General features: G+C 76.4%; 19 protein-coding genes. 11 read left to right on the forward strand and 8 right to left on the reverse strand.

The window, feature by feature from the left end:
- Positions 1-146: 146 nt before the first annotated feature.
- From AB0637_RS09670 to AB0637_RS09685, 4 genes are all read left to right on the forward strand, one after another.
- Positions 147-740: an FABP family protein gene (locus tag AB0637_RS09670; protein ID WP_366171717.1), complete on the forward strand. Its 594-nt coding sequence runs from the start codon at positions 147-149 to the stop codon at positions 738-740.
- Positions 737-1,231, forward strand: coding sequence for a Fur family transcriptional regulator (locus tag AB0637_RS09675; protein WP_366171719.1), 495 nt, complete (start codon positions 737-739; stop codon positions 1,229-1,231). The genes AB0637_RS09670 and AB0637_RS09675 overlap by 4 nt, the downstream gene beginning before the upstream one ends.
- On the forward strand, positions 1,228-2,331 hold the full coding sequence (locus AB0637_RS09680) for a folate-binding protein (protein ID WP_366171721.1): 1,104 nt from the start codon (positions 1,228-1,230) through the stop codon (positions 2,329-2,331). The genes AB0637_RS09675 and AB0637_RS09680 overlap by 4 nt, the downstream gene beginning before the upstream one ends.
- Before the next feature lie 115 nt (positions 2,332-2,446).
- A complete protein-coding gene (locus tag AB0637_RS09685; protein ID WP_366171723.1) occupies positions 2,447-3,049 on the forward strand; it encodes an aerial mycelium formation protein in 603 nt (200 codons plus the stop codon).
- Positions 3,050-3,073: 24 nt separating this feature from the next.
- Here the strand turns inward: AB0637_RS09685 and AB0637_RS09690 are convergent, their stop codons facing one another.
- Entirely contained in the window at positions 3,074-3,568 is a 495-nt protein-coding gene (locus tag AB0637_RS09690) for a MarR family transcriptional regulator (RefSeq protein WP_366171725.1), read from the reverse strand.
- Between the two features lie 177 nt (positions 3,569-3,745).
- Here AB0637_RS09690 and AB0637_RS09695 point away from each other — a divergent pair, with 177 nt between their 5' ends.
- Together AB0637_RS09695 and AB0637_RS09700 are read left to right on the forward strand one after the other, a co-directional pair.
- Positions 3,746-5,176, forward strand: a complete 1,431-nt coding sequence (locus AB0637_RS09695) for an FUSC family protein (RefSeq protein ID WP_366171727.1) — start codon at positions 3,746-3,748, stop codon at positions 5,174-5,176.
- Positions 5,177-5,188: 12 nt separating this feature from the next.
- Positions 5,189-5,524: a DUF2516 family protein gene (locus AB0637_RS09700; RefSeq protein ID WP_366171949.1), complete on the forward strand. Its 336-nt coding sequence runs from the start codon at positions 5,189-5,191 to the stop codon at positions 5,522-5,524.
- 3 nt (positions 5,525-5,527) lie between these two features.
- Here AB0637_RS09700 and AB0637_RS09705 read toward each other — a convergent pair whose 3' ends face one another.
- Positions 5,528-5,854, reverse strand: coding sequence for a hypothetical protein (locus AB0637_RS09705; RefSeq protein ID WP_366171729.1), 327 nt, complete (start codon positions 5,852-5,854; stop codon positions 5,528-5,530).
- An 81-nt stretch (positions 5,855-5,935) separates the two neighbouring features.
- Between AB0637_RS09705 and dtd the strand changes: the two genes are divergently transcribed.
- Positions 5,936-6,373, forward strand: coding sequence for a D-aminoacyl-tRNA deacylase (dtd, locus tag AB0637_RS09710; protein WP_366171731.1), 438 nt, complete (start codon positions 5,936-5,938; stop codon positions 6,371-6,373).
- Here dtd and AB0637_RS09715 read toward each other — a convergent pair.
- Positions 6,336-7,490: an alpha/beta hydrolase gene (locus AB0637_RS09715; protein WP_366171733.1), complete on the reverse strand. Its 1,155-nt coding sequence runs from the start codon at positions 7,488-7,490 to the stop codon at positions 6,336-6,338. The two genes, dtd and AB0637_RS09715, sit on opposite strands and share 38 nt — an antisense overlap.
- Before the next feature lie 127 nt (positions 7,491-7,617).
- Entirely contained in the window at positions 7,618-8,250 is a 633-nt protein-coding gene (locus AB0637_RS09720; RefSeq protein WP_366171735.1) for a TetR family transcriptional regulator, read from the reverse strand.
- Between the two features lie 60 nt (positions 8,251-8,310).
- Here AB0637_RS09720 and AB0637_RS09725 point away from each other — a divergent pair, with 60 nt between their 5' ends.
- Positions 8,311-9,216, forward strand: coding sequence for an alpha/beta hydrolase fold domain-containing protein (locus AB0637_RS09725; RefSeq protein ID WP_366171737.1), 906 nt, complete (start codon positions 8,311-8,313; stop codon positions 9,214-9,216).
- A 13-nt stretch (positions 9,217-9,229) separates the two neighbouring features.
- Here the strand turns inward: AB0637_RS09725 and AB0637_RS09730 are convergent, their stop codons facing one another.
- On the reverse strand, positions 9,230-10,288 hold the full coding sequence (locus AB0637_RS09730) for a LacI family DNA-binding transcriptional regulator (protein ID WP_366171739.1): 1,059 nt from the start codon (positions 10,286-10,288) through the stop codon (positions 9,230-9,232).
- Between the two features lie 25 nt (positions 10,289-10,313).
- Complete coding sequence (locus AB0637_RS09735; protein WP_366171741.1) at positions 10,314-11,168, reverse strand: class I SAM-dependent methyltransferase; 855 nt, start codon at positions 11,166-11,168, stop codon at positions 10,314-10,316.
- A 79-nt stretch (positions 11,169-11,247) separates the two neighbouring features.
- Between AB0637_RS09735 and mshA the strand changes: the two genes are divergently transcribed.
- From mshA to AB0637_RS09750, 3 genes are read left to right on the forward strand one after another with little or no spacing between them, the layout of a single operon-like run.
- Entirely contained in the window at positions 11,248-12,504 is a 1,257-nt protein-coding gene (gene mshA, locus AB0637_RS09740) for a D-inositol-3-phosphate glycosyltransferase (protein WP_366171950.1), read from the forward strand.
- A 9-nt stretch (positions 12,505-12,513) separates the two neighbouring features.
- Complete coding sequence (locus AB0637_RS09745) at positions 12,514-13,278, forward strand: phosphoglyceromutase (protein ID WP_366171743.1); 765 nt, start codon at positions 12,514-12,516, stop codon at positions 13,276-13,278.
- A complete protein-coding gene (locus tag AB0637_RS09750; protein WP_366171745.1) occupies positions 13,279-14,424 on the forward strand; it encodes a glycosyltransferase in 1,146 nt (381 codons plus the stop codon).
- Positions 14,425-14,444: 20 nt separating this feature from the next.
- On the opposite strand, the gene AB0637_RS09755 is transcribed toward AB0637_RS09750, so the two are convergent.
- Both AB0637_RS09755 and phoU read right to left on the reverse strand, forming a co-directional pair.
- A complete protein-coding gene (locus AB0637_RS09755) occupies positions 14,445-15,104 on the reverse strand; it encodes a hypothetical protein (protein ID WP_366171747.1) in 660 nt (219 codons plus the stop codon).
- Between the two features lie 71 nt (positions 15,105-15,175).
- A complete protein-coding gene (gene phoU / locus AB0637_RS09760; protein ID WP_366171749.1) occupies positions 15,176-15,841 on the reverse strand; it encodes a phosphate signaling complex protein PhoU in 666 nt (221 codons plus the stop codon).
- Positions 15,842-15,918 lie beyond the last annotated feature (77 nt).

The raw sequence follows: 15,918 nt of genomic DNA on the forward strand, positions 1-15,918 counted from the left end.
GGGTCCACGTCGGCCCGCGCCGGTAAGGTCGATCCGTGCATGCGCTCGAGGTCTTCTTCCTGGTCCTGCTCATCGTGGTGTCGCTCGTCATCATGTGGTTCGCGGGCTACGTGGTCTACCGCCTCTTCCAGGGACAGCGCTGACCCGTGGTCGTCCCCCTGCGCACCGACACCCCGCTCGTCCTCGTCCCGCTGTCGTGGCTGATCGGGCGGTGGGAGGGCGCCGGTGTCCTCGGGCACCCCGCCCGCGGTGAGACCGACACCCGCTTCGGGCAGGTCGTCGAGTTCTCCCACGACGGCCGCGACTTCCTGCGGTACTCCTCGACGACGTGGGCCCTGGACGAGGACGGCCGGACCACCGAGCCGCTCGACGTCGAGACCGGGTTCTGGCGGCCGCAGCCGGTCGACCTGGACTCCCCGGCGCCCGCCGACGGGCCGCGGTCGGTCGAGCTCGAAGTGCTCCTGACCCACCCCACGGGTGTCGTGGAGATCCTGGCCGGGACGGCCCGCGGTCCCCGGATCGACCTCAGCACCGACGTCGTGGCGCGCACGACGACGGCGCACGAGTACACGGCCGGGACGCGGATGTACGGCCTCGTCGAGGGCGACCTGCTGTGGGCCCTCGACGTGTCCCTGCAGGGACACCCGATGCGCAGCTACGCCTCCGCGCGCTTGAAGCGCGTCGGCGACGTGTCCGACGGCGGGAGCACGGACCAGTCGGACGCCACCCCCGCCCCGTGACGGGCACGACGGGTGGGGTCGACGACCTCGGGCCCGTCCTGCACGCCCGCGGGTTGCGGCTCACCCCCCAGCGCCGGCGGGTGCTGGCGGCCGTCCGGGCCCTCGGGCACGCGAGCGCCGAGGAGGTGGCCGCGCACCTGGCCGCCCCCGCCCACGTCGGTGGCCAGGGCCCGGAACAGTCCGTGCGTGGGCGCGGTTGGTCCCCGGTGGACCCCTCGACCGTGTACCGGGCGCTGGCGGTCCTGGAGGAGGTCGGGCTCGTCGCCCGCACCCAGATCGACCGGCGGGTGCCGTCGTTCCACGCCGTGGAGCACGGCGGGCACCTGCACCTGGTCTGCGACGGGTGTGGCGCGGTGGCCGAGGCCGACGCCGGGCCCGCCCGGGAACTGGCCGCGGTCGTCCTGTCCCGCAACGACTTCGTCGTGGACACCGAGCACCTGGCCCTGCGCGGCCGGTGCGCCGCGTGCCGCGCCGCCGAGGAGGAACCGTGAGCACGACCACCACCCGCACGCCCCTGCTGGACGCCCCGGGCGCCGTGGCCGCCGAGGGGTTGGACGCCGGGGTCGCGTGGCACTACGGGGACCCGCACGGCGAGCAGCGCGCACTCGTGCGCGGGGAGGCCGTGGTCGACCAGTCCCACCGCGGGGTCCTGCGGCTCACCGGTCCCGACCGGCTCTCCTGGTTGCACAGCATCACGACGCAGGCGCTCACGGGCCTGGCGCCGGGGACGTCGACCGAGACGCTCGTGCTGAGCCCCACCGGGCGGATCGAGCACGCCCTGCACCTCCTCGACGACGGCGAGGCCACCTGGATCACCGTCGAACCCGGGCAGGCGGACCCGCTGCGCACGTGGCTGGAGCGGATGCGCTTCATGCTGCGCGTCGAGGTCGAGGACGTCTCGGACCGGTACGCGGTGCTCGGGGAACCGGACCGGTCCACCGAGTCCTCGCGCGGGCCGGTCTGGGTGGACCCCTGGCCCGGCGCGACCCCGCTCGCCGAGGGTGGCAGCGCGGACACGGCGAGCTACGCGGCGGTCTCGACGTTGGAGCACCCCGGCGCCGAGCGCCCCTGGCGCGAGGTACTCGTGCCGCGCGGGGAGCTCGTGGCCGCGGTCGCGGGCCGTCGCTTGGCGGGGACCTGGGCGGCGGAGGCGCTGCGCGTGGAGGCCTGGCGGCCGCGGCTGGGGCGGGAGACCGACGAGCGGTCCATCCCCCACGAGCTGGACTGGCTGCGCACGGCCGTCCACCTGCACAAGGGCTGCTACCGCGGGCAGGAGACCGTCGCCAAGGTGCACAACCTCGGCCGGCCGCCGCGTCGGCTCGTGCTGCTGCACCTGGACGGGTCCTCGCACGACCTGCCCGCGCCCGGGGACGCCGTCGTCGACGGCACGCAGGGCGACCGGCGCGTCGGGCACGTCACGACGGCCGCGCGCCACCACGAGCTCGGGCCGGTCGCACTCGCCGTCGTCAAGCGGTCGCTGCCGGTGGACGCCCAGCTCGTCGCGCTCGCCGGCTCGGCCGTCGCGGACCCGGCGACCGGGGAGGCCCCGCGGCGCATCGCGGCCGCGCAGGAGGTCGTCGTCGCCCCCTGAGGCGCGCCCACACCCCCGGGGCTCCTGCGCCGGGGGTGCCGGTGGGTCATACTCGGCGTGCACGCTTCGTAGTTGCACGCGTGCCGAGAGTTGTTCTCAAGCCGGGGGAGGCATCGTGGACGAGCGCGGGGACGGTCAGGTCAGCGGGTACCAGGCGGGGGGACGACGGGCCTTGGACAAGGTCCTGGCCCCCGACTTCCTGGACGGCCTGCGGGACATGGACCTGGAGACGTTGCGGGAGCACCGCACGGTCGCGGAGCAGGAGGAGGCCGACCTCTCCTACGCGCGACGGCTGCTGCAGGGCCGGCTCGACCTGCTCGGGGCCGAGGAGGAGCGTCGCGCGGGTGCCGACGGCGCCTCCGACGTCCGGCACGCGCGCTCCGACGCCGAGCTCGTCGCGAAGCTGACCGACGTCCTGGCCGACCCGCGGCGCACCGACCACGGCATGGGCCGCTTCAGCTCCGTCGAGCCGTCCCGGGTGGGGGAGCACCGTCGCCGCGCCGAACTGGCCGTCGCCGACCCGCACCTGTCCGACCTGACGGCCATGGACGACGCCCAGCTCGCCAGTGCGCGGGAACGGCTCGTGGCCCTCGAGCAGGAGCTGTCCGCCGACCGCCACCGCGTGCAGGTGGCGATGGACGCGTGCACGGAGGAGATCACCCGCCGCTACCGCGACGGGGTCGTCTCCGTCGAGGACGCGTTGCGCAGCGCGCGCTGACCCGCCCGGCCCGCGTGGGGCCGGTCAGACGCCGTGCTCGGCGAGCAGCACCCGCAGCGCCTCCGTCGTCGCCGCGTGCTGCCCCTGCGTCAGCGACGCGGTGAAGGCGCGCTCGGTCTCGAGCAGCAGCGGCAGGACCCGGTCCACGAGCGCGGTCCCGGTCGGGGTCAGGGACAGCCGCGTCACGCGGCCGTCCCGCTCGTCGGGGGTGCGCTGGAGGTGCCCCACCCGCGTGAGGTGGTCCAGCCGCTTCGTCGTCGCGGCGCCCGAGGCGAGCGTCGCGGCGGCGATGCCCGTGGGCGTCAGGGGGGTGCGGCCGGCGCGCCGCACCGCGCTGAGGACGTCGAACTCGGGGCGCGTCAGGCCCTCGGCGCGCACGACGGGTTCGGTGGCGCGGGCCAGTGCGGCGGCCACGAGCCGCAGCCGGCCCGTCAGGTCCATGGGGGTCGTGTCGAGGTCGGGGCGCAGGGCGGACCACTCGGCGCGGACGACGTCGACCGGGTCGGGGGAGGAGCTCACGAAGTGATCCTCGCACAAGTGCTTCGCTGGTGAAACACCTGCTAACTTGATGGGGACACTCTCACCGCGCACCTGTCCGCAGCGGTCCGCGGCTGGTCGCGGATCGCCCCCGGCGCCCACCCCTGGTGGGCGGCGGCGACGGCCACCCTCGCCCTGGGCGTCCCGCTCGCCGTCACCATGGCGACCGACGTCCCGCTCCTGGCAGCGCCGGCCACCTTCGGGGCCCTGGCCACCCTCTACGGCCGGCACGAGACGTACACCCGGCGCTGGCGCACCCAGGCCTGGACGGGACTCGGGCTCCTGCTCGCCGTCCTCGCCGGCGCGACGAGCGCCGTCCTGCCGCTCGCGGGGTGGGCCGACGTCCTCGTCCCGGCCCTCGTCGTCGCCGTCGTGGCCGCGGTCGCCAAGTTCGTCACCGACGCCGTCCGGACCGGTCCGCCCGCCGGGCTCATCCCCGTCTTCGCGGCCGGCACGCTGAGCGCCGAACCCCTGCGCGCGAGCGACCTGCCCGCCGTCGCGGCCGTCACCGTCGCGTGCGCGGCCTTCGGGGTGGCGCTGTCCTGCGCGGCCGGGCTGCACCGGCCCGACGGTCCCGAACGGCGGGCCGTCGCCCGGGCCGTCGGGGCCGTCCTGGCGACGGGCCGGGGCACGGGCCTCGGGGAGGCCGCGGCCCGGCACCGCGCCACCGTCGCCGTGCACGCGGCCTGGGACGTGCTCGGCCCCCGCGCCGCCGGCCCCCTCGGCGGCTGGCTCGCGCACGCCGAGCGCGTCCTGCACACCGGCGCCCCCGACCGGCCGCTGCGCCTGCTGCTCGCCGCGCTCCCCGGTCGCCGTCCCGTCCCCGCACCGCCCGCCGGGCCGGTCCCCGCGCCCCACCCCTGGCCCCGACGTCGCGTCCTCGCGGCGCTGCGCGGGACGGGGCACCTGCGGGTGCCCGCGCTGCGGGTCGGGCTCGCCTGCGCCGGCGTCGTCCTCCTCGCGGCCGCGCTCGGTCTCGGGCACGTCTACTGGGCGGCGGTCGGTGCCGCGGCCGTCCTGCAGTCGCCGTCGGCGGGGGTCACCGTCCAGCGCGGGGTCCAGCGCGGGGTCGGGACGGTCGTCGGGGTGCTCCTGGCCGCGGGGCTCGTGACGCTCGCGACCGACGACGTGCGCCTGTGGCTGCTCACGGTGCTGTGCATGTTCGCGGTCGAGTTCTGCATGCCCCGCAACTACGCCCTGGGCACGGTCGCCATCACGGGGCTCTCGCTCCTGCTCACCCGCCTCGGCACGTCCGGGACCGGTCTCGGCGGCCTCGTCCTGGACCGCCTCGCCGACACCGCGCTGGGGGTCGCGGCCGCGGTCGTCGTGGCCGTCGTCGTGCGCAACCGGTCCGCCGTCCGCGCCCTCGACGGAGCGCTCGCCGACCTCGGTTCGGCGCACGACCCCGCGACCCTGCGGGCCCGCCTCGTCGCCGTCGCCGAGGCGCGGGCGCGGCTGGCCGACGACGACTGGCGGCTCCCCGCCCCGCGGTCCGCACTCGAGTCCGAACGCGACGGCTACCGCCGGTTGGGGGACCTGCTCGGGGCCGACCGGGCCGATCGCGGAACTCCCGGGGCCCCTCGACCGTAGAGTCCAGGTGTGTTGGACGCGCTGAACAGCCTGCAATCCGGTGTCGTGCTGCTCCTCGGGGTCGCCGCCTTCGGTCTGGAGGTGTGGGCGCTCGTCGACTGCCTCCGCCGCCCGGCGGGGGCCTTCGTGTCGGCGGGCAAGCGGACCAAGACCTTCTGGACGGTGATCGTCGCCATCGCGACGGCCGTCGGGTTCGTCTCGATCTTCTCGCCGTTGAGCCTGTTCGGCGTCATCGCCGTCGTCGGGGCGGCCGTCTACCTCGTCGACGTGCGGCCCGCCGTGCGCCAGTTCGGCGGCGGCCCCCGCCGCGGCGGGGGCGGGAACTCCGGGCCCTACGGCCCCTGGTGACCCTCAGCGGGCGGGCGACGTGCCCGTCCGCTCCTCCCGGTCCGTGCCCCGGCGGACCAACCGCCACGCACACCGTCCGAGCGTGAGCACGGCCACCAGCACGGCCGCCACCGACAGCAGGTCGGCCTCCGTGAACCCGCGGTCCAGCGTCCAGCTGTGCAGGATCCGGCCCTCGACGGGCTGGTTCACGCGGGACCAGATCGCGGCCAGCAGCCCCAGCACGAGGGCCGCGTCCACGCGCGGCCGCCACAGCGCTCCCAGTGCGCACACCGCGACCGCCAGCAGGGTGAGCGGGATGACCACGGGAGCGTCGAGCAGGGTGTGCAGCACCCGTCGATCGTAGGTCGGCAACCCTCCCGCCGCGTGAGGTCCACCTCCCGGCCACCCCACCACCACCCCCAGGGAGCAGCAGTGCGCGCCGTCGTCCAACGGGTCACCCGGGCCAAGGTCACCGTCCAGGGCGAGGACGGCCCCGAGGTCGTCGGCGAGATCGCCGAACCCGGGCTCCTCGTGCTCCTCGGCGCCACCCACGACGACGGCCCGGCCCAGGTCGAGCTGGTCGCCCGCAAGGTCGCCCAGCTGCGGATCCTGCGCGACGAGCGTGCCGCGGTCGACGTCGGCGCACCCGTCCTGCTCGTCAGCCAGTTCACCCTCTACGCCGACACCCGCAAGGGCCGCCGTCCCACCTGGAACGCCGCAACCCCGGGGGCCGTGGCCGAACCGCTCGTCGACGCCGTCGCGGACGCGCTGCGCGGGCACGGCCTGCGGGTGGAGACGGGACGGTTCGGCGCCGACATGGCCGTCGAACTCGTCAACGACGGGCCGACGACGATCCTGCTGGAGGCCTGAGCGGGCTGCGGCCGACGGTGTCCTGAGCGCGCTGCGCGCGACGGTCGTCCTGAGCGCGCGGCGCGCGACGGTCGTCCCGGAACGCCGTGCCCGCGTGCCGCAGCGCCGCCCGGGCCGCGGCCGTCACCCCGCACGCGTTGACGAACCCGTGGACCTGGCCCGCGTGCTCGACGAACCGGACCTCGACCCCCGCCGCCCGCAGGCGGTCGGCGAACTCGGCGCCTTCGTCGCGCAGGACGTCGAAACCCGCGACCGCGACGTAGGCCGGGGCGGCCCCGGCGAGGTCCGGGGCGCGCAGCGGGGAGACGCGCGGGTCGAGGGCCGCGGCCGGGTCGCGCAGGTAGTGCCCCGCGTACCAGTCCATCTGCGCCTCGGTGAGGAAGTAGCCGACGGGGAAGAGCTCGTAGGAGCGGCGCTTGCGGCCCAGGTCGGTGACCGGGAAGAGCAGCAGCTGGTGCGCGGGCCCGCCGGCGGCGTCCGCCCGGGTCTCCAGCGCCGTCACGGCGGCCAGGTTCCCGCCCGCGCTCTCACCGCCGACGCCGACGCGGTCCGCCGTGGTGCCGAAGAGGTCGGCGTGGTCCCGCACCCAGCGGAAGACGTCGACGGCGTCGTGGACCGCGGCCGGGAACGGGTGCTCCGGGGCCAGCCGGTAGTCCACCGACACGACCACCGCGCCGGAGCTGCGGGCCAGGGCGCGGCAGGCGGCGTCGGTGCTGGCCAGCGACCCCAGGACCCAGCCGCCGCCGTGGAACCAGACGAGGGCCCCGGTCGGTGGCGTCCGCGCCTCGGCGCGGTAGGTGCGCACCCGGACGCGCCCGTCGCGGGTCGGGACGAGCAGTTCGCCCACGGCGTCCAGGGGCGCCTCGTCCCCGAACGTCCAGGCTTCCCGGTCGATGTGCCGACGGGCCCGGTCGAGCGGCCAGCGCTCGAACCCGGCGCCCGCCGTGGCGTTGACGACCCGCAGGGTCAGCTGCACGGCCGGGTCCAGGCGGCGGCCGTCGACGACGACGGCCCGCCCGGCCAGGGCGCGCAGGACGGGGCCCGGGAGGGAGCCCAGGGCCCGGGCTCCGCGCCGCAGGAGGCGATCGGTGGCGGTGGGTGCGGGGCTGCGGTGCACGGGACGTCCTCTCGCCGGAGCGCTGCTGGTCGGCGCATCATGGCACCACCGTCCAGCGATCGTCAGCGGGAACTCAAGAAGTGGCGTCCCAGGGTCGATGTCCTGGTACGTCTGTACCGACGAACCGTCAGAGCGTCTCGGCCGCCGCGAGGGAGGTGAACCCCACGACCAGAGCCCGCAGCGCCCGCGCCAGCGTGCGCGAGCCGTCCGCCCCCGGTGCCGCGACCCGGTGCAGGGCCGCCCCGTCGAGCAGGGCCACGACGGCCTCGGCCGCGGCCGGGTCGTGGACCCCCGCCGCCCGCAGCGCCGCCCGGGCCAGGTCGCGGGTCTCGGCCAGCAACCCCTGCACGTGCCGCTGCAACGTCTCCGACCGCGCCGCTGCCAGGTACGCCTCGAACTGCGCGACCGTGCTCTCGTCCGACTGCCCGCGCACGAGGTCCACGAACCCGTCGACCGCCGCCGCGGGCGTCAGGTCCCCGGCCTCGAGCTGCTCCCGGAACGCCCGCAGCCGCGCCAGCTCCGTCTCGACCGCGTGCACGACGGCCTCGCCGACCATCTCCTCCAGCGAGGCGAAGAAGTACGTCGTGGACGCCAGCGGCACACCCGCGCGCTCGGCCACCGCCCGGTGGCTGACCCCCGCGATCCCGCGCTCGGCGATGAGGGACACCGTGGCGCCCAGGAGCAACTCCCGCCGCGCCCGGCCCCGCGCCCGCGACCCGGGACCCTGCACACCCTTCCCCTGCGCACCCGCCGTCACCACCCACCCATGCTGTCACCGGAGGACCTCACGCCCCGGGACGGCCCGACCCCGAGGTGTCCCGTGTCCGTCCTCCTGACCCTGACCCGAACCGCCCTGTGGGCCGCCGCCTGGCGCAGCCGCCGCACCGGTGCCGACGCCGCCCGAGCGCTCGCCGCGATCGACCCGCACCGGGCGCCGGCACCGGCGCCCGCCTCCGTGCGCCGCGCGGCCGTCGTGACGACGCGGCCGCTCGCCGGCGGTGCCGTCACGCGCGTCGAACCCCACCGCCGCACTCCCGGGCTGGAACTGCTGTACCTGCCCGGTGGCGCGTACACCCAGCCGATGGTCGCGGGGCAGTGGTGGATCGTGCGCGAGCTCGTGCGGCGGACCGGCGCCTCGGTCACCGTCGCGCACTACCCGCTCGCCCCCGAGCACACGGTCGAGGAGGCGCTGCCGTTCCTCGACGCCGTCCACGCGCAGGTCCACCCGCAGGTCACCGCAGGCCCCGGCACGCGGCGGCTGGTCCTCGCGGGGGACTCGGCCGGCGGCGGACTCGCGCTCGTCCAGGCCCTGCGCCTGCGCGACGCGGGGGGACCGCTGCCCGACGCGCTCCTCCTGCTCTCACCCTGGGTCGACGTCCGGCTGTCCACCCCGGACGCGTGGACGCGGCAGCGGCTCGACCCCACCCTGCGCGTGCCCGGCCTGCGGGCGATGGGGGCGGCCTGGGCCGGCGGGCGATCGACGGCCGACCCGCTCGTCAGCCCCGTCACGGCCGACCTCACCGGTCTGCCGCCGACGACCGTCGTCGTCGGCGACCGCGACGTCTTCCACGCCGACGTGCTGACGCTCGTGGCGCGGGCCCGGGCCGCCGGCGCGGACGTCGAGCTCGTGGACGCGGCGGGCGGTTTCCACGTCTACCCGGGCGCGTTCTGGACCTCCGAGGCGCGCACCGCCCTGGACCGGCTCGCCGCGCGCACGCTGGGGTGAGGCGGGCGTCCGGTCAGCCCGGGGCCCTCGCGGCCGTGGTGCCCCGGACGACGAAGCGGTGGGCCTCGCTGACCCTGGTCGGGCCCACGCGGTCGAGGACGACCTCCAGCAGCACCTCGGCGCTGCGGGCGCCGTCGGCGACGATGTCCCGCTGCAGGCAGCTGATCGCGGGACTGGCGAGCCGGCAGAGCATCGAGTCCTCGCCGGCCACGACGGCGAGGTCCTCGGGCACCCGCACCCCGAGGGCCTCCCGCTCGGCGACGACGGCCGCGGCCATGACGTCGTTGTCGAAGACCACCGCGGTCGGGCGCTCGGGCCGCGCGAGCAGCGTCCGCGTCGCGGCCAGCCCGCCCTCGGAGGTGTAGTCGGCCACGACGACGGGGGCGGCCCGCCCGAGCGCCGAGCGCGTGACCGTGTCCCAGGCCACGTCGCGCCGGCGCGTGTGGAGGAACTCGCGCGGCCCGGACACCCGGGCCAGGCGCCGGTGGCCCTGGGCTAGGAGGTGCTCGACGACGGCGTCGAAGGCCTGCCGTTCGGGGTCGAGCGACGCGGCGAGGCGGCCACCCGTCGGGAGCCGGTCGTCCAGGCCGATGCGGACGGCGCACGGGATCCCGAGCTCGGCCACGAGCGTGACCCGCGGGTCGTCGACGCGCAGGTCCGTCAGGACGACGCCGTCGACGCGCCGCTCGCCCCACCAGTCGCGCAGCACCTCGACGGCGGCGTCCACGTCGGGCACGACGCTCAGCAGCAGGGACAGCCCCTCGCGGGCCAGGACGCCCTCCATGCCGGCGATGAACCGCATGTAGTACGGCTCCTCCTCCAGCAGCCGCAGGTCCCGCGCGACGGCGAGCCCGACGGCTCCCGCCCGGGCCCGGGACAGCGACCGCGCGGCGGCGCTGGGCCGCCAGCCGAGCTCGGTCGCGGTGGCCCGGATGCGGGCGCGCGTCTCCGCCGAGACCCCCGGCAGGTCGTTGAGCGCGTACGAGACGGAGGCCTTCGACACCCCCGCCACGCGGGCGATGTCGCGGATGGTGGGCCGGGCGCCGGCGGCGCCCGCGGTCGTCCGTGCCACCGGACCTCCTCGCTCGATCAGCCGATCATGCCGGACCGGAGCGGGGTGCGACGCAGGACCACGCCACGGTCAGCTCCCCGAGCCGCCAGCGCGCGGCGGAGTCGAGCACGGGCCAGTCCTGCGCCAGCTCGCGGCAGGTCGCGATCCAGCGCTGCCGGAGCCCGAACGTGCCCGCCGGGGCGGCCCGCGCCCACGCCGCGTCCGCCGCCCGCAGGAGGTCGTGGACACCCTCGCCGGGGACGTTGCGGTGGATGAGGACCTTGGGCAGCCGCTCGGCCACGGCCGAGGGGGTCGGCAGCCCCGCCAGTCGCACCGACACGGTCAGCGAGACCGGACCCGCCTCCCGTTCCAGGGCCACCCACGTCGCGCGCCGGCCCAGCTCGTCGCACGTGCCGTCGACGAGGAGGCCGCCGGGGGCGAGACGGTCGCGCACCCGGTCCCACGTCGCCTCGACCTCCTCGGTCTCGTACTGCCGCAGCACGTTGAAGGCCCGGACGAGCACCGGGTCGCCGTCCGTGGGGACCTCGAAGCCGCCGACGTCGAAGACGGGCGGGTCGGGCAGGTGCGCGACCGCGGCGCGCGCCGTCGCCACCCGGTCGGGGGCGATCTCCAGGCCGACGACGCGCACGTCCGGACGCACCCGGCGCAACCAGCGCTGCAGGTCCGTCACCGTGACGGCCGACGCGCCGTAGCCGAGGTCCACGACGAGGGGGTCCGCTGCGCGGCGCAACCGGGCGGCCTGCGTCTGCGCGAGCCAGCGCTCGACCCGCCGCAGCCGGTCCGGACCGGTCGTCCCGCGCGTCACCGCCCCCACCGCGCGGACCCCGGGACCGGCCCCCGCGCCGCCCGAGCGGACGCGGGAGGCAGACTGCCGGGGCACGTGGGGACACTACTGGCGACGTGCAACGGCAGGGCGGCGAGCCGGGAGGCAGGGCGTGCGGAAGGTCTCGCGGGTGGCGATGGTGTCGGTGCACACCTCGCCGCTGGCCCAACCCGGCACGGGGGACGCCGGGGGCATGAACGTCTACGTCCTCGAACTCGCCCGCGAACTGGCCCGGCGCGACGTCGAGGTCGAGGTCTTCACCCGCCGCACGAGCTCGGACCAGCCACCGCTCGCCGACGACCCCGGCGGGCGCGGCGGGGTCCGGGTCCGGCACGTGGCCGCCGGCCCCTACGAGGGGCTGGCCAAGGAGGACCTGCCGGGCCAGCTGTGCGCCTTCACCGCCGGGGTGCTGCACACCGGGGCCCGGCACTCCGAGCACCACTACGACGTCGTGCACTCGCACTACTGGCTGTCCGGTCAGGTCGGCTGGCTCACCGCCGACCGCTGGGACGTCCCGCTCGTGCACTCGATGCACACCATGGCCAAGGTCAAGAACGCGGCGCTCGCCGAGGGGGACGCCCCCGAACCGGCGGGTCGCGTCATCGGTGAGCAGCAGGTCGTCGACGCCGCGGACCGCATCGTCGCCAACACCGCCGCCGAACGCGACGACCTCGTCGGCCTGTACGGCGCCGACCCGGGCAAGGTCGTCGTCGTCCCGCCCGGGGTCGACCTCGAGACGTTCCGCCCCGCCCCCGGCCGGGCCGCCTCCCGCGCCCGCCTCGGGCTGCCCGCCGACGCGGACGTGCTGCTCTTCGTCGGCCGCATCCAGCCGCTCAAGGCCCCCGACCTGCTCGTGCGCGCCGCCGCGGAACTGCTGCACCGCGAACCCTGGCGGCGCGAGCGCCTGCGCGTCGTCGTGCTCGGCGGACCGAGCGGGTCGGGCACCGCCCACCCGGAGTCGCTCGCCGACCTCGTGACCGGCCTGGGGCTGCAGGACGTCGTCACGCTCGCGCCGCCGACCCCGCGCGCGGACCTGGCCGACCACTACCGCGCGGCCGACCTCGTCACGGTGCCCTCGTACAACGAGTCCTTCGGGCTCGTCGCCCTGGAGGCCCAGGCGTGCGGCACCCCCGTCGTCGCGGCCGCGGTCGGCGGGCTGCGCACGGCCGTCGACGCCGACCCGCTCTCCGGGACGGGGGCGCTCGTGCCCGACCACGACCCGGTGACGTGGGCGGGGGTGCTGCGCGACCTGCTCGACGACCCGGGCCGCCGGGCGGGGATGGGGGAGCGCGCGGCCCGCCGCGCCCGCGGTTTCGGGTGGGGCGCGACGGCCGAGGCGACGCTCGACGTCTACGCGCGGGCGCTCGCCGACCGGGAGCGGGAGCCTCGGTAGGCTTGCGCCATGACTGAAGCGGCGCACACCCTCGTCCTCCTGCGGCACGGCGAGAGCGAGTGGAACGCCCTGAACCTCTTCACGGGCTGGGTCGACGTCGCCCTGTCGGAGAAGGGGCGGGCCGAGGCCGCCGCGGGCGGGAAGATGCTCGTCGAGTCGGGCGTCCTGCCGGACGTCGTCCACACCTCGGTCCTGCGCCGCGCCATCACGACGGCCTTCCTGGCCCTCGACGCCGCCGACCGGCACTGGATCGACGTCAAGCGTTCCTGGCGCCTCAACGAGCGCCACTACGGTGCGCTGCAGGGCAAGGACAAGAAGCAGACGCTCGCCGAGTTCGGCGAGGAGCAGTTCATGCTCTGGCGCCGTTCGTACGACACCCCGCCGCCGGCCATCGAGCTGGGCTCGGAGTTCTCCCAGGACGCCGACCCGCGGTACTCCGCGCAGTTCGGCGGTCCCGGTGACGCGGCCCCGCGCACCGAGTGCCTCGCCGACGTCGTCGAGCGGATGCTCCCGTACTGGACGGGGTCGGTCGTGCCCGACCTGCAGGCGGGGAGGACCGTCCTGCTCGCCGCGCACGGCAACTCCCTGCGGGCGCTCGTCAAGCACCTCGACGGCATCTCCGACGAGGACATCGCGGGCCTGAACATCCCCACGGGCATCCCGCTGGTCTACCGCCTCGACGCCGACCTCAAGCCCACCGTGCCGGGCGGGGAGTACCTCGACCCCGCCGCGGCCGCGGCCGCCGCCGCCGCGGTGGCCAACCAGGGCCGCTGAGTGTCGGGTCCCGGACCGCGGGTCCTCGTCCTCGAGGGCGCCCTGCGTGACAACGGGGGCCTGCGGGTCTCCGCCGACCTCGCGCGGCGCTGGCAGGACCTCGGGGCGCGGGTGCGCTTCCTCGTCCTGGAGAACGTGGCGCCGGACGGGCCGATGTACGCGCCGGACGCCCGTCTCGACGTGCGGTGGGGCAGCGACGAGGTGCGCCGGTTCCGGTCGGCCGCGCCACGGATCCTCACCAGCACGCTGCGGCACGTGCGCCGGGCCGACGTCGTCGTCTCCGGCAGCGAGGTCGGCTACGGGCTGCTGCTGGGCTGGGCCGCGGCCCGGATCGCGCGCAAGCCGTTCGTCGTGCTCGTGCAGAGCTCGCTGCCGCGCGCCGTGGCCGCGTGGACCCCGGCGCGGTTGCGTCCGCTGCTGACGCAGGTCCACCAGCGCGTGGACGCGGCCGTCTGCGTCTCGCCCGGACTCGTCCCCGACGTGCTCGAGGTGGGGGTCGACCCCGCGCGCGTGCACGCCGTCGACGTGGGCATCGACGTCGCGGCGACGAAGGCCGCCGTGACCGCCGCCGGCGGTCCGCAGCGGTCCACGTCGGGGCGCACCCGGCTCGTCGCGGCGGGCCGGCTTGTGGACCAGAAGGGCTTCGACGTCCTGCTCGACGCCGTCGCGCGCGTCGTCGCGGGCGGCGGTGACGTCGAGCTCGTGCTCGTCGGCGCCGGCGAGCTCGACACCGCCCTGCGCGACCGCGCGGACCTGCTCGGCATCGCCGACCGCGTCGAGTTCGCGGGGCACCGCGACGACCTGCCGAGCCTGCTCGCCGGGACGGACCTGTTCGTCCTGTCCTCGCGCTACGAGGGCAACGGCAGCCTCGTGCTGCTCGAGGCGCTGGCCGTCGGGGCGCCCGTCGTCGCGACGGACTGCCCGACGGGTCCGCGGTACGTCCTGCGCGACGGCCGGCTCGGCGACCTCGTGCCCGTCGAGGACGCCGGGGCGCTCGCGGACGCCGTGCTCGCCTTCCTCGCCGACCCCGAACCGTTGCGCCGCAAGGCGGCGGCAGGTCCGGACCGGGCGCTGGACTTCGACCAGGAGCACGCCGCCGTCGTCTCGGCCCAGATCCTCGCCGACCTGGTCCGCCGCGGGCGCTGACCCGCGTCAGCTCGTGGACGTCAGCTGGTGGTCGTGGTGGCGCTGGGGGACGACGTCGCGCTGGAGCTGGACGGCGAGGCTCCGGAGCACTCGCGGTCCACGTCGGCCTGCAACCGCTCCTGCGCCTGCACGACGGCGGTCGCGGCCGACGGGTCGGGGTTGACGGCGGCGCCCGCCGCGTCGAGGGCGTCCATGGCCTTGCCGAGGTCCTCGGCGGAGCCCGTCCCGACGTCCAGGGTGCCGACCTGGGTCGCGAGCTCGGTGTAGTAGTCGAGCACCACCTGCGCGTCGGCCGTCGCGTCGGGCGGGGCCGCGGCGAGGACGGCCGCGTAGTACTGCGGTCCCTCGTTCGTCGTGACGATGGTGAACACGGACTGCGCCCGGGGATCGCCCCGCTTGATGCCCAGGCGGTCCAGCTCGGTGCCGTAGGCGTCGTCGAGCCGCTTCTGGGCGCTCTGGACGGACGCGCAGTCGAAGACGGGTCCCGAGCTCGTGGGCGACGCCGACGGGGACGTGCTGCTGACGGGAGCCGGTTCGACCGTGGTCGTCGTCGGCGACGGGTCGGGAGCGTCGCCGCCACCGCACGCCGCCAAGACGCCCGCCGCAGCCAGCGCGGTGACGGTGGTCGTCAGCGTCCGCCGGGTGCGCCACGCGCCCGGCGTCGGACGGGACGTGATCACGTCTGGACGGTACACCCGGGGGAGCGCCGCGGCGCGCCCGCGCGGGTGCCGTCCGGGACGGTCGGTGGGCCTCAGACCCGCTGCGCGGCAGCGTCCTCGTCACGCGAACCGGTGACGAGGAACAGCACGGACTTGGCCACCGACACCGCGTGGTCGGCGAAGCGCTCGTAGTAGCGGCTGCAGAGGGTGAGGTCCACGGCGACCTCGGTCGGGTGGTCCCACGTGCGGGCCAGCAGCTGCTCGAAGACCTGCCGGTGCAGCCGGTCCATCTCGTCGTCGTCGACCTCCATCTGCGCGGCCATCTCGAGGTCGCGGGTGGCGATGACGCTGCCGGCCTTGGCCACGATGCGCTCGGCGACCTGGCCCATCTGCAGGACCGTGCCCCGCAGCTCGGCGGGCACCACCGCGTCCGGGTAGCGCAGCCGGGCCAGCTTGGCGACGTGCCGGGCCAGGTCGCCCATGCGCTCCAGGCTCGAGCTCATGCGCAGGGCGGTGACGACGACGCGCAGGTCGGTCGCGACGGGGGACTGCCGGGCCAGGACGTCGACGGCGCGCTCCTCGAGGTCGCGTTGCAGGTCGTCGATGCGCCGGTCGGCCGAGATGACCGTCTCGGCCAGCTCCCGGTCGGCGTCGAGGAGGGCGGTCGTCGCGCGGGTCATCGCGGACTCGGCCAGCTGGGTCATCTCCACCAGGGTGTCGACGAGGCCGCTCAGTTCGTCCTGGTACACGTTGCGCACGGGGTTTCCTCCTGGAGTCGTCGTGCAGCGCGGTCCCGTGCTGTGCGGGGGACGCCGTGCGGGCATCCTCCCGCGAG

It is taken from the genome of Kineococcus sp. NPDC059986, from assembly GCF_040702905.1.
In the GTDB taxonomy this organism is placed as follows: Bacteria; Actinomycetota; Actinomycetes; order Actinomycetales; family Kineococcaceae; genus Kineococcus.

Excerpts from the sequence above, each read along its gene's own strand:
- AB0637_RS09695 (WP_366171727.1), top strand. The coding sequence starts at position 3,746 with ATGGCGACCGACGTCCCGCTCCTGGCAGCGCCGGCCACCTTCGGGGCC.
- mshA (WP_366171950.1), top strand. The coding sequence starts at position 11,248 with ATGGTGTCGGTGCACACCTCGCCGCTGGCCCAACCCGGCACGGGGGAC.
- AB0637_RS09745 (WP_366171743.1), top strand. The coding sequence starts at position 12,514 with ATGACTGAAGCGGCGCACACCCTCGTCCTCCTGCGGCACGGCGAGAGC.